Here is a 17,856-nt window from a genome sequence, read left to right as displayed (position 1 = left end):
ATCGATACGCGTTCGTTGCTGTGAACAGAGGTTACGAACGTCTTCTGTTGCTCTCCGTCGCCGGTTGACAGCTCAGTGCCAGGGCGGCGCCCGTCCGGTGGGTGCGGTCGGTCACCCGGAGCGCCCGTGGCCCGGCCGTGAGACGGGGATCGGCCGGGCCACGGGAGCGCGGGAGTCCGGGGCCGGGCCGGATCAGTAGCCGTGGATCATCTTGTAGGCCACCTCGGGGAGGAACTGGCCGGCCGAGGAGCCGCCGCCGACGCCGCAGTTGCCGTCGGACTCACCCGGCGCCTTGATCCACAGGAGCATCTCGGCGCCCCCGCCCAGCTGGGTGGGCGTGCCGATGCGGCGGCCCGAGGGGTTGCACCACTCGCCGTTGGAGCCGTTGCCGTTGCGGCTGGTGTCCACCACGAACGGCTTGGTGTAGCCGTAGCGGGCGCGCAGTTCGCGGTTGACGGCGTCGCCGTAGGCGGTGTTCTCGCCCGTGGTGAAGTAGTTGGAGACGTTGAGCGAGAAGCCGTGGGCCTGGGGGAGGCCCGCCTCGTGCAGCCGGCGGGCCATGGTCGCCGCGTCGGCCCAGCCCGGGTTGCCCGCGTCCATGTAGACCCAGGTGTTGGGGGCCTGGCGGCTGAACTCGGAGAGGGCGCCGGTGAGCATGGCCTCGCGCTCGTCGATCTGCGCCTGGTTCATGCATCCGTAGTCCCCGAGGGAGTCCGGTTCCAGGATGACGACGGCCGGACGGTTCCCGATACCTCCGGCGAACTGGGCTATCCAGTTCGCGTAGTCGGACGGCGAGGAGGCGCCGCCCGCGGAGTGCCCGCCGCAGTAGTCGCGGTTGTAGACGTTGTAGGCGACGAGAATGGGCAGCTTGTCCTTGCTGTCCGCGGCGCCCGCGTACGCGCCGGTGGCGGTGCCGATCGCGCCGCTCCAGGAGCCGAACCAGCGGGCCATCGGGGTGTTGGCTATCGCGGAGTCGATCTCGGCGGCCCGGCCGTCACCGGGGTTGGCGGCGACCCACTGCTTGGCGCTGGAGTCGGGGTCCACGTAGAACCCGCTGGTCATGCCGGTCGGGTCGGCCGCGTGGGCGGACGGCGCGGCGGCCAGCGCGAGCGGCAGGGCTAACAGCGCTGCCGCCAGGGCGGAAAGTCTGCGGCGCATGTCGGTACCTCGGATTCCTGGTGGGGGATGCGCCGCCCGCCCTCGTCCCGAGCGTGCGACGCGCTGAAGGAAGTGCGGTGGTTCCGCGCCCCCGCACGGCGGCGGCTTGTCCGGCCGGCCGGTGGGGACGGCATGCGAGTGGTGCGGCGCCGGTTTGGAAGCGCTTCCAACCGAGAGCGCTTCCAGCGCCGCACCTCGACATGTGACCGGTATCGTTGTGCCGCTCCGTTTCCCCTGTCAAGAGTTCAATTGTGAGGATCGGTCAAGCGGCTGGAGGTGAGGGCCGCCACGGCTGGAAGCGGTCCCAGTTTTCTCCTGCCGGGGCTTTCTCGCCCGGTCCGGCTCCCATCCGCGGGACGGGGGCGGCCGAATGCGCGAGGATGGGACGCCGTCCGGTCGGCAACGAGGGGATCGAGGGCATGGCAGAGGATGCGCCGCGTCGGCGACCGACGCTCGACGAGGTGGCGGGACTCGCGGGCGTGTCCCGGTCCGTGGCCTCCCGGGCCCTCAACAACGCCCCGCACGTCAGCAGCGCCAAGCGCGAGGCGGTCGAACGCGCCGTCCGGCAGCTCGGTTACGTGCCCGACCCCACCGCCCGGGCGCTGGCCACCCGGCAGACGGGGGCGGCCGCCCTGGTCGTCTCGGGAGAGGATCCCTCGATCTTCGCCGATCCGTTCTTCGCCCAGGTGATCGTCGGGGCGTCGGCCGCCCTGGAGGAGGCGGACCTGCATCTGATGCTGTGTCTGGCCGCCTCCGACCGGGGCCGCAAACGGGTGGAGGAGCTCTTCCGTTCCAAGATCGCCGACGGTGTGATGCTGATGGCGCTGCGCGAGGGCGACCCGCTGGCCCGGATGGCCGAGGAGGCCGCGGTGCCCGTCGTGTTCGGCGGACGGCCGGTCGGTCCGGCGCCCCGCTGGTACGTGGACGTCGACAACGCCGGCGGGGCGCGCGAGGCCGCCGAGTACCTCGTCTCGCTCGGCCGTACGCGCGTGGCCGCGCTCTGCGGGCGGCTGGACACCGAGGCCGGACGCGCCCGGTACCGCGGGTACCGGGACGCCCTGCTGGCGGCCGGGCTCGAACCGTTCCCGCCGCGGGAAGGGGACTTCACCGAGCGCAGCGGGGCCGCCGCCATGGCCGCGCTGCTGGCGGAACACCCCGACGTGGACGGGGTGTTCGCCGCCAACGACAACATGGGCGTGGGCGCGCTGCGGACGTTGCGCGGGGCCGGCCGGAGGGTGCCCGACGACGTCGCCGTGGTCGGCTTCGACGACCTGGCCCCCGCGCAGGCCTCCGATCCGCCCCTCACCACCGTGCATCAGCCCATACAGGCCCTCGGGCGGGAGATGGCGCGCATGCTCGCCGCCCTCGTGGGCGGGCAGACCCCCACCCCGCTGATCCTGCCCACCCGGCTGGTCGTCCGCGCCAGCGCCTGACGGCGGCGGCGCCGCTCACGTCCGGGGGGAGGCACCGCCGTCCGCGTCGTGACCGCTCAGCGCCGGCCGGCGCCGGGGGTGCGGCCGCGGGCGTCCGTGAGGAGCAGGTCCAGGTCGACCGCCTCCGCCATCGCGCGGGTGCCCGCGTCGTTGGGGTGGAGGTGATCGCCGCTGTCGTAGGCCGGGTTGAGCGTCAGGGGGTCGCCGGGGGAGGCGGTGGCCGCCGCGAAGTCGATGACGCCGTCGAACGCGCCCGAGGTGCGGATCCAGTGGTTCACCGCGTCCCACGTGGCCTGGCGGCTCTCCGTCCAGATGAGCGAGCCGGCCATGGGCAGCAGTGTTCCGCCGTACACCTTCACGCCGTGGCGATGGCCCTCCTCGATGAACGCCTGGTAGCCGGCGATGAGTTCCTCCGCCGTGGCGTCGTAGCCGATGTCGTTGACGCCCTCCAGCAGGATCACCGAGCGGACGCCGGTCTGTCCGAAGGCGTCGCGCTCCATGCGGGAGAGGGCGGCGACGCCGTAGTACGGCTCGCCCTCGCGGTCGGCGAGCAGGCGGTTGCCGCCCAGGCCCGCGTTGACCACCGACAGGGTCGGGCCCGTGCGGGCCCGGAGGCGGCGGGCGAGATGGTCCGGGTAGCGCTGGTTGGCGTTGCCCGTGGTGCTCGCGGTGTCGGTGATCGAGTCGCCGAAGGCCACCACCGAGCCGACCGTGCGGTGGTCGCCGCGCACGTCCACCCCGCTGACGAGCATCCAGCACGGCGTGCCGGCGTAGTCATCGCCGGAGGGGTCGGCCGCCTCGTCGCCGTCGGCCAGGTAGTTGCCCTGCGCGGTGAAGGGGTGGTTGGCGACGGGGCCGGTCGCCTTGTCGACATGGACGCTGACGAGGAGAGTCGAGAGCGCTCGTACGGGCATCCGGACCGGGTCGCTGAACCGTTCCTCTCCCGCAGCGAGGGTGGTGGCCCGGTCCCCGCCGAAGGCCAGGGTGCGCAGGGTGCCGGGGACGGCGTCGGCGCCCTCGGCCTGGAGAGCGACGGTCACCTTGTCCACCGTGACGGGCTGCGTGCCGAAGGCGTTGGTGACCCGGACCCGGACGCTGCTGCCGCCGCCCTTGACGAACAGGACGTTGCGGACCGTCTGGTTCTCCAGCCCCTCACCGGCCGGGCAGTCGCTCCAGGGGATGGTGCTGCCGGCCACCTGGCTCGCGCCCCAGGCGGCGACCCAGCCGCGGCTCTTGCCGGGGCCGGGCCGGGCCGGGGTGCCGTGAGCGGCGGCGGGCTGGGCGGCCGCCGGGGCCAGTGCCGCCGCCAGGGCGAGGACGGCAGCGGCGGCCACGGGGCGGGCCAGGCGGCCGGCGGCGAGGGCCGGGAGCCGTCGGGCGGCGGGTTCGCGCCGGCCGGATCGGGTTCCCGCCGTGCGGGATCTCCGGTGCGGTGCCCGCGCCGAGTCGTGGGGTGAGGGCGGGGCGGGGTGGGCGGGGGAGTTCATGGGGGTCCTCCTGGGCCGGTGGCGTGGTCGGGGGCGGTGCGGGAAGGGGCCGGGCGGGACGACTGGTGCGCCCGCGGTGGTGGCGGGGGTTTCGGGGCGGGCGGCTTCTCGACAACGTTGTCCGACGGGCGCGGCTCTGCCGTCCTGGCGGAAGGGTGTTGGGTGGTGCCGGTGCCGCCGTGGAGCACGGATGGCCCGAGGGCCGTCAACACGCTCTGGAATGCGGCGCGTTGGTGAGGCCCGATGCAAGCACCGATCCGATCCGGCGGTCAAGGTGGCGGCGGGGCGGCGGCGGGGCCGGTGAGGTGCGGTGCGGTGCGGTGGCGGAGCGGAACGGCGCCGCCGGTGCGGGACCACACCCACACCGCTGTGCTGCTCCCGGCTCCGGCCGCACGGTGTGCCGCCGGGCCGCTGCGGCTTACCGTCGCCCGTCGCCCGTCGCCCGTCGCCCGTCGCCCGTCGCCCGTCGCCCGTCGCCCGTCGCCCGTGGCCCGTGGCCCGTCGTTCCGTGTACCGCTTTCCGTCAACCGCTCGCCCATCGCTCAGCGTGCAGTCCACCGCGCACTGTCCCTCGCGTGCCGCGTGCCGCGTGCCGCGTGCCGCGTGCCGCGTGCCGCGAAGCGCGTGCAGCGCCGTGTCGACGTTCGGCCGGGGTGCGGCCCGGGTCTCAGCTCACCGCCCGGCCGGCTGTCTCGCCGGAGCCGGACGCCGGACGCCGCACCGCCGCCGGTCCGGAAGGGCTGCCGGAGGCGGAGGATCCGGGAGGGCGCCGACCGGGCACGGAGGGGCGCATGTCCGGTAATCGGCCCTGGTTACCGTCGCGACCAGGAGCGATGTACTGGGCGGTCCGGCCACAGTGACTCCTCGTGGCGTTTGACCGTGTTTGCGGAGCGGCTCTCGGGCTACCCGCGCCGTCGTGCCGATCACTACAACCCCCCACGAAGTCCCGGCGCCGCCCGAGGGCCCGTGGCTCTACGCTCCCGGTGAGCCGCCGCGAACGCCTCTCGCGCCCGCCGGCGCGACGCGAGCCGTCCTGTTCGACCGCGACGGCACGCTCGTCGAGGACGTTCCGTACAACGGCGACCCCGCGCTCGTACGCCTGATGCCGCACGCCCGCGAAGCGCTGGAGGCGGTACGGGCCCGGGGCGTGGCCGTCGGCGTGGTGAGCAACCAGTCCGGGGTGGCCCGCGGGCTCCTCACCCGGCGGCAGGTCGAAGCCGTGCGGCGGCGGGTCGAGGAACTGCTCGGACCGTTCGGGGTGTGGGCCGTCTGCCCGCACGGGCCCGGCGACGGCTGCCCCTGCCGGAAGCCGGCGCCCGGACTGGTGTTCGCCGCCTGCGCGCGGCTCGGTGTGGCGCCGGAGGAGACGGTCGTCATCGGCGACATCGGCGCCGACCTGGGTGCGGCCCGCGCGGCCGGCGCCCGGGGCGTACTGGTGCCCACCCCCGTGACCCGTGCCGAGGAGACCGACGCGGCCCCGGAGCGCGCGGCCGACCTGCTGGCGGCGGTGCGCGTGGCGCTGGGCCGCCCGCCGTCCGGACTGGACCTTCCGTCCGGACTGGACCGTCGGTCCCGCGAGGACCGCCGTCCTTCCCCTCCCTCCCGCGAAGGCCGTCCCTCCGGGGAAGCGGACGGTCCGTCCGGCGAAGGGAGCGCCGCGTGATACGCACCCTCGTCGTCCGTCTCGACAGCGCCGGAGACGTCCTGCTCGCCGGCCCCGCGGTACGCGCGGCCGCGCACGGTTCCTCGTACACCGCGATGCTCTGCGGGCCGCAGGGCGAGCAGGCCGCGCGGCTGCTCCCGGGGGTCGACGACGTCCTCGTGTACGACGCGCCGTGGGTCGGCCTGGAGCCGCCGCCGGTGCGCCGGGGCGATCACGAGGCGCTGATCGAGGCCGTATCGGCGGGACGCTTCGACCGGGCGCTCATCCTGGCCTCGTACCACCAGAGCCCGCTGCCCATCGCGCTGCTGCTGCGCATGGCCGGCGTGCGCTGGATCGCCGCCGACAGCGAGCACTACCCCGGATCGCTGCTCGATCTGCGTCACCGGCGCGCGGCCGCGCAGCACGAGGCGCGGGCCGCGCTGGCGCTCGCGGAGGCGGCCGGCTTCGCCCTGCCGGCCGGCGACGACGGGGCCCTGCGGGTGCGCGACACCGCCGACACCACCCACCTCACCGGGGAGGACCCGTACCTCGTCGTCCACCCCGGGGCCGCCGTCCCCGCCCGCGCCTGGAGCCCCGAGCGGGCCGCGCGCGCCGTGGCGGCGCTCGACGCGGCCGGGCACCGGGTCGTCGTCACCGGCGGCCCGGGAGAGAAGGAACTCACCGCGGCCGTCGCGGGGGAGTACGGGCTCGACCTCGGGGGGCGCACGGACCTGCGCGAGCTGGCCGGGGTCCTGTCCCGCGCCCGGGCGGTCGTCACCGGCAACACCGGGCCCTCGCACCTGGCGGCGGCCGTCGGCGCGCCCGTCGTCTGCCTGTTCGCACCGGTCGTGCCCGCCGAGCGCTGGGCGCCGTACGGGGTGCCGCACGTAGTGCTGGGACGGCAGGACGCGCCGTGCGCCGGGACCCGCGCCCGCGAGTGTCCCGTACCCGGGCATCCGTGCCTGGACTCGGTGACGGACGCCGAACTGCTGTCCGCCGTGGGGAGGTTGACGGGCACGTCGACCGAAGGCCCGGCGCGGCCCGCGGCGGCGTCCGAGCGGGCGGCGGCGCCGCGGACGGCAGTGGTGCCCGAGCGGCAGGCCGCGCCGGGGCGGTCGGCCGCACCCCCGCCGGCGGCCGGATCCGGGCCCGCCTCCCGCCCCGCCCCGTACAGCGACCCCGCGTCGGCCGTCCCGTGTGGCGGTCCGGCACCGGCCGCCCCGTCCCGCGACCCCGCGTCTGCCGCTCCCCGCGGCGACCCCGGGGCGCCGCCCGTGTCAACGATCCTGCCCGACGGCGCGGGCCCGGCCGACCCCGTGGCCCCGCCCGACCCCGCAGCGCCGCCCGAGCGCGCCGCGCCGCCCCGCCCCACGGTGCCGACCGCCTGCCCGGCCGGGCCGGCCGCACCGGCCACCGGAGACCCGGAGTGGAGGACCGCATGAACATCCTGCTCTGGCACGTGCACGGTTCCTGGACGACGGCGTTCGTCCAGGGCCCGCACACCTATCTGGTGCCCGTCCTGCCCGGCCGCGGCCCCGACGGCCTCGGCCGCGCCCGCACCTGGGCCTGGCCGGACTCCGTCCTCGAACGCACCCCCGAGCAGCTGCGCGACGAACCCGTGGACCTCGTCGTCCTCCAGCGGCCGCACGAGGCGGAGCTCGCCGAGCGCTGGCTCGGCGGGCGGCGGCCCGGCCGGGACGTCCCGGCCGTCTACCTGGAGCACAACGCGCCCGACGGCGACGTCCCCCACACCCGCCACCCGGCCGCGGACCGGGCCGGCCTGACCCTCGTCCACGTCACCCACTTCAACCGGCTGTTCTGGGACAACGGATCCACCCGCACCGCCGTGATCGAACACGGCATCGTCGACCCCGGCCACCTCTACACCGGCGAGGTGGAGCGCGCGGCCGTCGTCGTCAACGAACCCGTCCGCCGCGGCCGCACCACCGGCACCGACCTGCTGCCCCACCTGAGCGCGGCCGCGCCCCTGGATGTCTTCGGCATGCGCACCGAAGGACTTCCGGCGCACCTCGGGCTGGACGAGGAGCGCTGCCGGGTCCGGGACCTGCCGCAGAGCGAACTGCACACCGCCATGGCGCGGCGCCGGCTCTACCTCCACCCGGTCCGCTGGACCTCCCTCGGGCTCTCCCTGCTGGAGGCCATGCACCTCGGGATGCCGGTGGTCGCCCTCGCCACCACCGAGGCCGTGGAGGCCGTCCCCGCCGGAGCCGGCTTCGTCTCGACGCGGCCCGAGGAACTGGCCCGCGCCGCCCGCGCCTATCTGGACGACCCCGCGGCGGCCGCCGAGGACGGGGCGCGGGCCCGCACCGCCGCCCTCGAACGCTACGGCCTCAAGCGCTTCCTGAGCGACTGGGAGCACCTGATCGAGGAGGTCACCCGATGACCGTCACCGTCCGGAGCGGCGCGGGCTCCCTCGCCATCGCCCTCATATCCGAGCACGCCAGTCCGCTGGCCGTCCTCGGCGGAGTCGACGCGGGCGGACAGAACGTCCATGTGGCGCACCTCGCCGGCGCCCTCGCCGACCGCGGCCACAGGGTCACCGTCCACACCCGGCGCGATGCGCCCGACCTGCCCGACCGTGTACCGCTGCGCCCGGGCGTCGAGGTGTGCCATGTGCCGGCCGGGCCCGCGCGGGAGCTCCCCAAGGACGAACTGCTGCCCTACATGCCCGAGTTCGGCCGGCGCCTCGCCCGGCAGTGGGAGCTCGCGCCCCCCGACCTGGCGCACTCGCACTTCTGGATGTCCGGGCTGGCCACGCTGCAAGCCGCCCGCGAGACCGGCGTGCCGGTCGCGCACACGTACCACGCCCTCGGCGCCGTCAAGAAGCGCCACCAGGGCGGCGCCGACACCAGCCCGCCGGAGCGGATCCTGCTGGAGACGGAGATCGGCGAGAGCAGCGACCGGATCATCGCCACCTGCCGCGACGAGGTCGCGGAACTCATCACCATGGGCATCCCCGCCGGGCGGATCTCCGTCGTCCCCTGCGGCGTCGACACCGAGCGGTTCACCCCCGACGGGCCCGCCGCGCCCCGCGGGCCGCTGCCACACCGGCTGCTGCAGATCGGGCGGCTCGTGCCGCGCAAGGGAGCGGCTGTGTCGATCGCCGCGCTCGCCCTGCTGCCGGATGCCGAACTCGTCATCGCGGGCGGCCCGCCGCCGCACCGCATCGGCGCGGACCCGGAGGTGCGCCGGCTGCGCGCGCTCGCCCGGAAGGCGGGCGTGGCCGACCGGGTGCGCTTCACCGGCGGAGTACCGCCGGAGGACGTGCCCGCGCTGCTGCGCGGTGCCGACCTCGTCCTCTGCCCGGCCGACTACGAGCCGTTCGGCATCGTGCCGCTGGAGGCCATGGCCTGCGGAACCCCCGTGGTGGCCAGCGCCGTCGGCGGCCAGATGGACTCCGTCGCCGACCCGGGCACCGGGCGGCTCGTGCCGCCGGGCGACCCCGCGGCCCTCGCGGCCGCCGCCTCCGCGCTGCTGCGCAACCCGGAGCTGCGCGAGGCGTGCGGGCTCGCCGGGCGCCGCCGCGCCCTCCTCCGCTTCGGCTGGAACCGGGTCGCGGCCGCCACCGAGACCGTCTACCGGGACGTGCTCGCCCTGCGCCCCGCCGCCGTGACCGGAGCGGCCTGAACCGCGCCCCGCGCCGCGCCGCTTTCGCGGCCGCGCCACCGAACTCTTGTTCTTCTGGGAGGACGAACGCATGACGGACACGCTGCGCGCAGCACACGCACACTGCCAGTCGCTCCAGGACGCCCTCGGCCGGCTCCGCGACCGGGACCTCGGCCTGATCACCGCCTGGGGCGAACACCTCGCCGCCGTCCTCCCCGTGGGCGGCCGGCTGCTCGCCGCGGGCAACGGCGGCAGCGCCGCACAGGCCCAGCACCTCACCGCCGAACTCGTCGGCCGCTTCCAGCGGGAGCGTCCCGCGTACTCGGCGATCGCCCTGCACGCCGAGACGTCCACCGTCACCGCCATCGGCAACGACTACGGCTTCGAGGAACTGTACGCGCGCCAGGTCGCCGCGCACGGGCGGCCGGGTGACGTCCTCGTCCTGATGTCGACGTCCGGGCGCAGCCCCAACCTGCTCGCCGCCGCCGACACCGCGCGCGCCGCCGGACTGCGGGTGTGGGCGATGACCGGGCCCCGGCCCAACCCGCTCGCCGCCCGGGCCGGCGAGGCGCTGTGCGTCGACGCGGACAGCACGGCGACGGTGCAGGAGGCGCATCTGGTGGCGCTGCACCTGCTGTGCGCGGCGTTCGACTCTGCGGCGGCGGTGCCGGCGGCGGCCGCCGCGGCGGCAGGAGCACCCGCCGCCCCGGAGCCCGGGTCCCGCGCCGCCCGGAACGGACACGTGAACGGACATGTGAACGGCGTGCGGACCGCGACGGTGCGCCCCTGGCGGGACATCGCATGAGGACCGCCGCCTGCGGCGCCGCCCCGGGCCGGAACACAGCCGCCCCCGGCCGGACCACCCCCGGAACGGCACGCCACGCCGCGCCGGACCCGCACAGCGCAGCTGCGAGGTGATCATGAACCACCGTCCGCCTCTCGTCGTCGTCGGTGACGTCCTGCTCGACCGGGACATCGACGGCACGGCCGAGCGCCTGGCCCCCGACGCGCCCGCGCCCGTCGTGGACGTCGCCGGCGACCGCAGCCGCCCCGGCGGCGCCGGACTGGCCGCCGTCCTCGCCGCGGCGGACGGGCGCGAGGTCGTGCTCGTCACCGCCCTCGGTGACGACCCGGCGAGCCGCACCGTCCGCGCCGCGCTCTCCCCGCGCGTCCGGCTCGTCGAACTGCCGCTGCACGGCACGCTGCCCGAGAAGATCCGGGTCCGTGCCGACGGCCGTCCGCTGGTCCGGATCGACCGGGGCGGCGGCAGCCCCGGGGAGCCGGACGACGCCGTACGGGCCGCGCTGCGCGGGGCGGGCGCGGTCCTCGTCGCCGACTACGGGCGCGGCACGGCCACCGCCGTCCGCCGGTACCTCGCGGAGGCCGCGCGGCGCGTACCGCTGGTGTGGGACCCGCATCCGCGCGGGGACGAGCCGGTGCCCGGCGCCCGGCTGGCCACGCCCAACGCGGCCGAGGCCCGCGCCTTGGTGCCCGGCGGGCCGCCGGACCCCGGCCCGGGTGCTCGCCCAAGCGCTTGTACGGGTACGGAAGCCGGCGGTGCGGGGCCGGGCGCGGGCGGCGGGGGCGAGCCGGGGCCCGTGCCCGGTGCCGGGCCGGCCACGCCCAACGCGGCCGAGGCCCGCGCCTTGGTGCCCGGCGGGCCGCCGGACCCCGGCCCGGGTGCTCGCCCAACTGCCCTTACCTGCACGGAGTCCGACGGTGCGGACCGGACCGGTGCGGCTCTCGCCGGCGGAGCTGCGGGCTCGCGTGGCGCGGACGGTTCGGACACCGGCCCGGGCCCCGCCGAGTCCGCCGCCGGGTGGACGGCCGGCCGTGACACCGCCGGGAACGCCGCCGGGCACGACGCCACCGACCGCACCGCCACCGCCACCGGCGCCCCCGGTGACGACTCCCTCCGCGCCCACGGCATCCGCGGCGCCCGCCTCGCCGAACGCTGGCGGGCCGCCACGGTGGCCGTCACCCTCGGCGCCCGCGGCGCCCTCCTGACCCGCCCCGGGAGCGACAGCCCGATGCTCGTCCCGGCACCGCAGGCTTCCGGCGGCGACCCGTGCGGCGCCGGCGACCGCTTCGCCGCGGCGGCCGCCGCCGCGCTCGCCGACGGCGCGCTCCCCGAGGAGGCCGTGCAGCGGGCGGTCGCCGAGGCCGCCGCGTTCGTCGCGGCGGGCGGCGCCGGAAACCCCGCGCTGTGGCGCGGCCGGCCGTCCGCCGCCCACCGGCCCGCCGGCCCCGAAGACCCGTTCGCGCTCGCCGAGGCCGTACGCGCCCGCGGCGGCACCGTCGTCGCCACCGGCGGCTGCTTCGACCTGCTGCACGCCGGGCACGTCGGCCTGCTGGAGAACGCCCGCCGCGTCGGCGACTGCCTCATCGTCTGCGTCAACTCCGACGACTCCGCACGCCGCCTCAAGGGACCCGGACGGCCGTTCAACCACCAGGCCGACCGGGTCCGCGTGCTGGCCGGACTGGGCTGCGTGGACGCGGTGGCCGTGTTCGACGAGGACACGCCCGAGGAACTGCTGCGCGCCCTGCGCCCCGACATCTGGGTCAAGGGCGGCGACTACAGCGTCGACGCGCTCCCCGAGGCACCGGTCCTGCGCCAGTGGGGCGGACAGGCCCTCGTCCTGCCCTACCTGGACGGCCGCTCCACCACCGAGATCGCACGCCGCGCCGCGCTCGCGCCCGCGGCCACCACCACGGCCGGCACAGCCGGCACAGCCCCCGGAGCCGCCGGATGACCTCCCGCGACATCATCGACATCACCGCACCGCCCGGAACCCCGTCCCTGCTGGTGCTCCGCGCCCTCGGCCTGGGGGACCTGCTGACCGCCGTGCCGGCCCTGCGCGCCCTGCGCCGCGCCCACCCGGCGCACGAACTGGTGCTCGCCGCACCGGCCCGGCTCGCCGAGGCCGCCTTCGCCACCGGCACCGTCGACCGCCTGCTCCCCGCCGCCGCGCCCGGGCGCGCGGTACCCGAACGCGTCGCGTGGACGGGCCCGCCCCCCGGCATCGCCGTCGACCTGCACGGCAACGGCCCCGCGAGCCACCTGCCGCTGCGGGACCTGGGCCCCGGCCGGCTGATGGCGTACGCCCACCCGGACACCCCCGGCATCGCCGGTCCGGAATGGCGGGACGACGAACACGAACGCGCCCGCTGGTGCCGGCTCCTGGAGTGGTACGGCATCCCGGCCGACCCGGACGACCTGCGGATCCCCCTGCCCGGCAGACCGTCGCCGGCCCCCGGCGCCGTGATCGTCCACCCCGGCGCGGACGCCGGCGCGCGCTGCTGGCCCGCCGACCGGTACGGGGCCGTGGCCCGCGCGCTGCGCGAGGCCGGGCAGCGCGTGGTCATCACCGCCGGCGCGGGCGAGGGCGCGCTCGCCCGCTCGGTCGCCGCCCACGCGGGACTGCCCGCCACCGCCGTGCTGGGCGGCGACGCCGACGTGCCGTTCCCCGATCTGGCCGCGCTGGTCGCGCGCGCCCGCGCGGTCGTCGTCGGCGACACCGGCCTGGCGCACCTGGCGACGGCCCTCGGCACCCCGTCCGTCGTTCTGTTCGGGCCCGTCGCGCCGCGGCTGTGGGGCCCGCCGGACGACCCGCGCCACCGGGCGCTGTGGCACCCCGACAGCCCTGGGGCCCGCCCCGGCGACGCCCATGGTGAACAGCCCGACGAGCGGCTGCTGCGCATCACGGTGGAGGAGGTCCTGGCGGCACTGGCCACGCTGCCCGAACCGGTGGCCGCCCCGCCACCGCCCGGCGCCGGACAGCGGCCCCCGGCCGCCGCAGCCGCCGTCAGCGGATGACGGATGGACGGACAGGCGTGCGAACAGGCAGCCGGACGGCCGGACGGCCGGACCAACGGACGGCCGGACCAGCGGACCGGACCAACGGACGACCGGACGGCAGGACCAACGGACGACCCGGCGGGCAGGCCGGCACACGGCCGGCCGGCTCCGTCCGGGCAGCCGGCCCGTCCGCCGCCGGAGGGACAGCGGGCGACTGCGGGCGTCCGCGGCGGTCCCGGCGGGGCAGGCGTCGTGAAACAGCGGTTTCGGGGCACTTGCATCAGGGGGCACACCGGAACCGGGGACACCTCCCCGAAGTCCCGGCGGACCACCGGCCGGGAGGACACCGGCGCACCGGCCGCCACCGCGCCCCACCGGCCCCGGGCATCCGGGGCCGGCGAACGGAAGGAGACCGGACGATGAGCGACACCTACACCACCCCCTCCCAGGCCGAGGGCGACCGGGACGACGACCCGCTCGAGCAGGAGCACGAGATGACCCCGCGCACCACGCCCTCCCAGGCGGAAGGCGAACGGGACGACGAGGACGAGGAGTAGCGGCGGGCCATCCGGCGGGTCCCCGGCCACCCGCGAGGGAGACGGCCGGTCAGGCACGGCGGACGGGTCGGGCACGGCGGACTCTCGGGCACGACGGCCGGCCCGGCCCGGTCACCGCGAGCCCGCGGCGCGGCCGCCGGCATACCCCTCCCGGGCTGCCGGAAACCCGCCGCATCCCCTCCGCAGCCAGGGGGGACGGGGGGCGGGCCGCGTCCCGCCCCCCGTTCCGGCAGGGGGCCGACGGCAGGACGGCCGGATGGGCGCCCCGGGGTCCCGGGGCACAGCCGGAAGGCCGCACGCCGGCCCACAGCGCCCCCGCCGGCGCGATGAGCGCCAGGGCGGCGGCACAGCAGGGAAGCAGCACGGCACACCGTCACCACACGGCACTGCGCCGCGGCGCAGTGGAGAGCAGGAGCACGGCGCGGAGCGGGAAACACGGCGCGGAGCGGCAGGCCCGCCGGAAGCGGCACGAGCGGCGGACCCGGAGCCTGCCGGAGCAGAAGGAGCCGAGCATGACGAGCCAGAGCGGCACCACACCACCGGGCGCCGCCCGGGACGAACGGGATCGGGGGCTTCGCATCGTCGTCACCGGCGCCACCGGCAACATCGGTACCGGGCTGCTGCGGCAGCTCCGGGAGGACGACCGGGTCGGCTCGGTCCTGGCCATCGCCCGCAGACCGCCCGGCACCCCGCCGGAACGGCCGGCGGCCGGGGCAGGGACCGGGGCCGGGGCCGGAGGAGCGGGCAGCCCGGAGCACGCGGACCGGGACGACAAGACAGCGTGGCTGCGCGCCGACGTCTGCCAGGCCGACCTCGTACGGCATTTCGAGGGCGCCGACGCCGTCGTCCACCTCGCCTGGCTGTTCCACCCCTCGCACAAGCCGGCCGTGACCTGGCGCACCAACGTCCTGGGCAGCGCCCGGGTGTTCCGCGCCGCGGCCGCCGCCCGGGTGCCCGCCCTCGTCCACGCCTCCTCGGTGGCGGCCTACTCGCCCGGCCCCAAGGAGAGCGGTGTCGACGAGAGCTGGCCCACGCACGGCTGGCCCGCCTCCGCCTACTGCCGCGAAAAGGCGTATGTGGAGCGGGTGCTGGACGCCTTCGAACAGGACCATCCCGCGATGCGGGTGGTCCGGCTCCGCCCCGGCATCGTGTTCCGGCGCGAGTCGGCGGCCGAGCAGCGCCGGATCTTCGCCGGTCCGCTGCTGTCGCGCCGCATGGTCCGCCCCTCGCGCTACCCGGCGATGCCGGACGTGCCCGGGCTGCGCTTCCAGACGCTGCACACCGACGACGCCGCCGACGCCTTCCGCCGTGCCGTCCTGGAGCCCGTGCGGGGCCCCTTCAACCTCGCCGCGGACCCGCCCGTCGACGCGGAGATGCTCGCCCGGGTGTTCGGAACCCGGACGGTACGTGTCCCCGCCCGGCCCGTGCTGGCCGCGGCCGCGGCCGCCTGGCGGCTCCATCTCGTCCCCACTCCCGACGGACTCCTGGAGGCCGTGCTGCGCATGCCCCTGATGGACACCACGCGCGCCCGCACCGAACTCGGCTGGCAGCCGCGGTATTCGGCGGAGGAGACCGTCGAGGAGTTCGCCGCCGGCCTGCGCCACGGCGCCGGCGGCCCGACCCCCGCCCTGGCCGCCCGCCTCCCCGGCGGCGGCCGCGCCCGCGAATTCGCCACCGGCCTGGGGGAGCGCACATGACGCCCCGCGGAACGGCCGGACCCGGCGGCCGGGACGAGCCGCACCCGGGCCCGGGCACGGCCGCAACCCCGGCCACGGCCCCGGCCCCGCCGGCCGAGGCGGCGGGCCCCGTCGCGGCACCGCGTCCCGCCGCGGCCGGCGACGCCGACGCGGTGGTGATCGGCGCCGGCCCCAACGGCCTCGTCGCCGCGAACATCCTGGCCGACGCGGGCTGGAAGGTCCTCGTCCTGGAAACCCAGCCGGTGCCCGGCGGCGGCGTCCGCAGCGACCGGGGCGTCCACCCCGACTACGTCAGCGACCTGTTCAGCTCGTTCCACCCGCTGGCCGTCGCCTCCCCGGCGATCGCCGCGCTCGGCCTCGAACGGTACGGACTCCGCTGGAGCCACGCGCCCGCCGTCCTCGCCCATCCGCTGCCCGACGGCCGCTGCCCCGTCCTCCACCGGGACGCCGAACGCACCGCCGAGAGCCTGGAGGAGAGCGGGACGGGCGACGGCGAGGCGTATCTGCGGCTCGTCGGCCTGTGGGACCGCCTCGGCCCCGAACTGCTCCAGGGCCTCTTCACGCCCTTCCCGCCGGTGCGCTCCGCCGCGGTGCTCGCCGCCCGGCTCCGTGCCGCGGGCGGCCTGCGGCTGATGCGCACCCTGCTGCTGCCCGTACGGCGGCTGGGGGAGGAGGAGTTCACCGGCAGCGGCGGGCGGATGCTGCTCGCCGGCTGCGCGCTGCACGCCGACTTCCAGCCCGAGTCGCCCGGTTCCACCGCCTTCGGCTGGCTGCTGGCCATGATCGGCCAGCGGCACGGCTGGCCGGTGCCCGAGGGCGGCGCCCAGGCCCTCACCGATGCCCTCGTCCGCCGGCTGGAGGCCAGGGGCGGCGCCGTGCGGTGCGGCACCGAGGTGCGCCGGGTCGTGGTCCGCGAGGGGCGCGCGCTGGGGGTGCTCACCGCGGACGGCGAACCGGTACGGGCCCGGCGCGCCGTCCTCGCCGACGTTCCGGCGCCCGCGCTCTACGGCGGCCTGGTCGGCTGGGAGCACCTGCCGGCCCGGCTGCGCGACGACATCCGCCGCTTCCAGTGGGACCCCGCGACGTTCAAGGTCGACTGGGCGCTGTCCGGGCCGATCCCCTGGGCGTCACCCGCCGCGGCCGGCGCCGGCACCGTGCACCTGGCCGAGGACATGGACCACCTCACCCGTCACGCCGCCCAGTTGGCCACCGGCCACATCCCCGACCGGCCCTTCTCCCTGCTCGGCCAGATGACGACGGCCGACCCCGGCCGCTCGCCCGCCGGCACGGAGTCGGCGTGGGCCTACACCCACGTACCGCACCAGGTGCGCGGCGACGCGGGCGGCGAGGGACTGGACGGACACTGGGGCCCGACCGCGGCGGAGACGATGGCGCGACGCGTCGAGGCCGAGGTGGAACGACGCGCGCCGGGCTTCCGCGACCGCATCACCGCGCGCCGCATCCTCACCCCGCCCGATCTGGAGCGGCGCGACCAGAGCCTGTGGCAGGGCGCTCTCAACGGCGGCACCGCAGGCATCCACCAGCAGCTCTTCTTCCGCCCCGTGCCGGGCGGCGGGCGCCCCGAGACACCCGTCCGCGGCCTCTATCTGGCCTCGGCCTCCGCCCACCCCGGCGGCGGCGTCCACGGCGCCTGCGGCGCGAACGCCGCGCGGGCCGCGCTCCGCGGCCGGGGCGGCCCCGTCCGCCGGACCCTGACCCCGGGGCTGTCCGCGCTCCAGCGGTCGCTGATGGGCGGCGCGGGACGGGTCCGTCCGGGCGGCCCGTGAACGGCGCCGCCGGACCGGGCCGGGAACGCCGGGACCGGCCCGCAGGCCGTTCCCCCGCCGCTCGCCCCTGACACACCAGCCGCACCACCCGCCCCCGCCGGACGGAACCGCACCCCGGCCGGCCACGAACCCGCCGGCCCACCGGGCCCGGCCCCCTCGATATCCCCACAGAGAGACTGGAGAGCCCCATGGCCGTACGGTATGCGCTGATCCGCCGCCCGCCCGAGGCGGTGTGGGCCGTCCTCTGCGACGGCGAGAAGTACGAGCAGTGGGTCATCGGCACCGACGAGACCGAGGAGATCGACGCACGCTGGCCCGCCCCGGGCTCGGAGATCCGCTACACCGTGCGCCTGGGCCGCTGGACGTTCCAGGGGCGCACCGTGGTCCGGATCTCCGAGCGGAACGAACGGCTCGAACTGGAGGCCAAGGCCGGGCCGCTGGGCTCCGCGCGCATCGCGATCGAGCTGCGCCCGTGGGGCGGGGACTGCCTGGTGATCGTGGACGAGCACCCGCTGACCGGGCCGGGCGCCCGGCTGCACGGCATGGCCACCGAGGCGTTCCTCCAGCTCCGCCACCGCCGCATGCTCCACCGGCTGGCGCGCGTCGTGGAGGCCACCGAGGACTCCGGGCGGACGGTCCCCGCCTGATGCGGCCGGTTCCATGACACGC

13 protein-coding genes and 1 pseudogene are annotated in these 17,856 nt (G+C 77.0%); 12 read left to right on the top strand and 2 right to left on the bottom strand.

The genetic code is table 11. The annotated features are described in order from the left end of the window. Positions 1-192: 192 nt before the first annotated feature. Positions 193-1,158: a glycoside hydrolase family 6 protein gene (locus tag IF83_RS0108505; RefSeq protein WP_030543459.1), complete on the bottom strand. Its 966-nt coding sequence runs from the start codon at positions 1,156-1,158 to the stop codon at positions 193-195. A gap of 419 nt (positions 1,159-1,577) precedes the next feature. Here IF83_RS0108505 and IF83_RS0108500 point away from each other — a divergent pair, with 419 nt between their 5' ends. Next, the gene (locus tag IF83_RS0108500) at positions 1,578-2,591 is read left to right on the top strand and encodes a LacI family DNA-binding transcriptional regulator (RefSeq protein ID WP_030543458.1); all 1,014 of its coding nucleotides are present in this window, start codon (positions 1,578-1,580) and stop codon (positions 2,589-2,591) included. A gap of 56 nt (positions 2,592-2,647) precedes the next feature. Here IF83_RS0108500 and IF83_RS0108495 read toward each other — a convergent pair whose 3' ends face one another. Beyond that, positions 2,648-4,078, bottom strand: a complete 1,431-nt coding sequence (locus tag IF83_RS0108495; RefSeq protein ID WP_051722579.1) for an SGNH/GDSL hydrolase family protein — start codon at positions 4,076-4,078, stop codon at positions 2,648-2,650. Positions 4,079-5,000: 922 nt separating this feature from the next. Here IF83_RS0108495 and IF83_RS30005 point away from each other — a divergent pair. The 11 genes and pseudogenes from IF83_RS30005 (at position 5,001) to IF83_RS0108430 (ending at position 17,834) form a co-directional block, all read left to right on the top strand. Further along, entirely contained in the window at positions 5,001-5,741 is a 741-nt protein-coding gene (locus IF83_RS30005; RefSeq protein WP_208605856.1) for a D-glycero-alpha-D-manno-heptose-1,7-bisphosphate 7-phosphatase, read from the top strand. Continuing rightward, a pseudogene (locus tag IF83_RS0108485) lies at positions 5,741-6,733 on the top strand (glycosyltransferase family 9 protein); the annotation flags it as partial. The gene IF83_RS30005 and the pseudogene IF83_RS0108485, both read left to right, overlap by 1 nt. Before the next feature lie 425 nt (positions 6,734-7,158). After that, positions 7,159-8,124 carry a glycosyltransferase gene (locus IF83_RS0108480; protein ID WP_030543454.1) on the top strand — a complete coding sequence of 322 codons (966 nt, stop codon included), beginning with the start codon at positions 7,159-7,161 and terminating at the stop codon, positions 8,122-8,124. Next, positions 8,121-9,368 carry a glycosyltransferase gene (locus IF83_RS0108475; RefSeq protein WP_030543453.1) on the top strand — a complete coding sequence of 416 codons (1,248 nt, stop codon included), beginning with the start codon at positions 8,121-8,123 and terminating at the stop codon, positions 9,366-9,368. The genes IF83_RS0108480 and IF83_RS0108475 overlap by 4 nt, the downstream gene beginning before the upstream one ends. A 70-nt stretch (positions 9,369-9,438) precedes the next feature. Then, complete coding sequence (locus IF83_RS0108470; protein ID WP_078843301.1) at positions 9,439-10,152, top strand: D-sedoheptulose-7-phosphate isomerase; 714 nt, start codon at positions 9,439-9,441, stop codon at positions 10,150-10,152. A 115-nt stretch (positions 10,153-10,267) separates the two neighbouring features. Further along, complete coding sequence (gene rfaE2, locus IF83_RS31830) at positions 10,268-12,100, top strand: D-glycero-beta-D-manno-heptose 1-phosphate adenylyltransferase (RefSeq protein ID WP_078843300.1); 1,833 nt, start codon at positions 10,268-10,270, stop codon at positions 12,098-12,100. Further along, the gene (locus tag IF83_RS0108455; protein WP_051722578.1) at positions 12,097-13,164 is read left to right on the top strand and encodes a glycosyltransferase family 9 protein; all 1,068 of its coding nucleotides are present in this window, start codon (positions 12,097-12,099) and stop codon (positions 13,162-13,164) included. The genes rfaE2 and IF83_RS0108455 overlap by 4 nt, the downstream gene beginning before the upstream one ends. 401 nt (positions 13,165-13,565) lie before the next feature. Next, the gene (locus tag IF83_RS34045) at positions 13,566-13,703 is read left to right on the top strand and encodes a hypothetical protein (RefSeq protein WP_167343577.1); all 138 of its coding nucleotides are present in this window, start codon (positions 13,566-13,568) and stop codon (positions 13,701-13,703) included. A gap of 512 nt (positions 13,704-14,215) precedes the next feature. Further along, positions 14,216-15,400, top strand: a complete 1,185-nt coding sequence (locus tag IF83_RS0108440; RefSeq protein WP_030543450.1) for an NAD-dependent epimerase/dehydratase family protein — start codon at positions 14,216-14,218, stop codon at positions 15,398-15,400. After that, the gene (locus IF83_RS0108435; RefSeq protein WP_107046724.1) at positions 15,397-17,187 is read left to right on the top strand and encodes a phytoene desaturase family protein; all 1,791 of its coding nucleotides are present in this window, start codon (positions 15,397-15,399) and stop codon (positions 17,185-17,187) included. The genes IF83_RS0108440 and IF83_RS0108435 overlap by 4 nt, the downstream gene beginning before the upstream one ends. Positions 17,188-17,375: 188 nt before the next feature. Next, positions 17,376-17,834, top strand: a complete 459-nt coding sequence (locus tag IF83_RS0108430) for an SRPBCC family protein (RefSeq protein WP_037679146.1) — start codon at positions 17,376-17,378, stop codon at positions 17,832-17,834. Positions 17,835-17,856 lie beyond the last annotated feature (22 nt).

The sequence above is a fragment of the Streptomyces albus subsp. albus genome (genome assembly GCF_000719865.1).
Taxonomy (GTDB): Bacteria; Actinomycetota; Actinomycetes; order Streptomycetales; family Streptomycetaceae; genus Streptomyces; species Streptomyces albus_E.
This window is presented reverse-complemented; position numbering and strand designations above follow the sequence as displayed.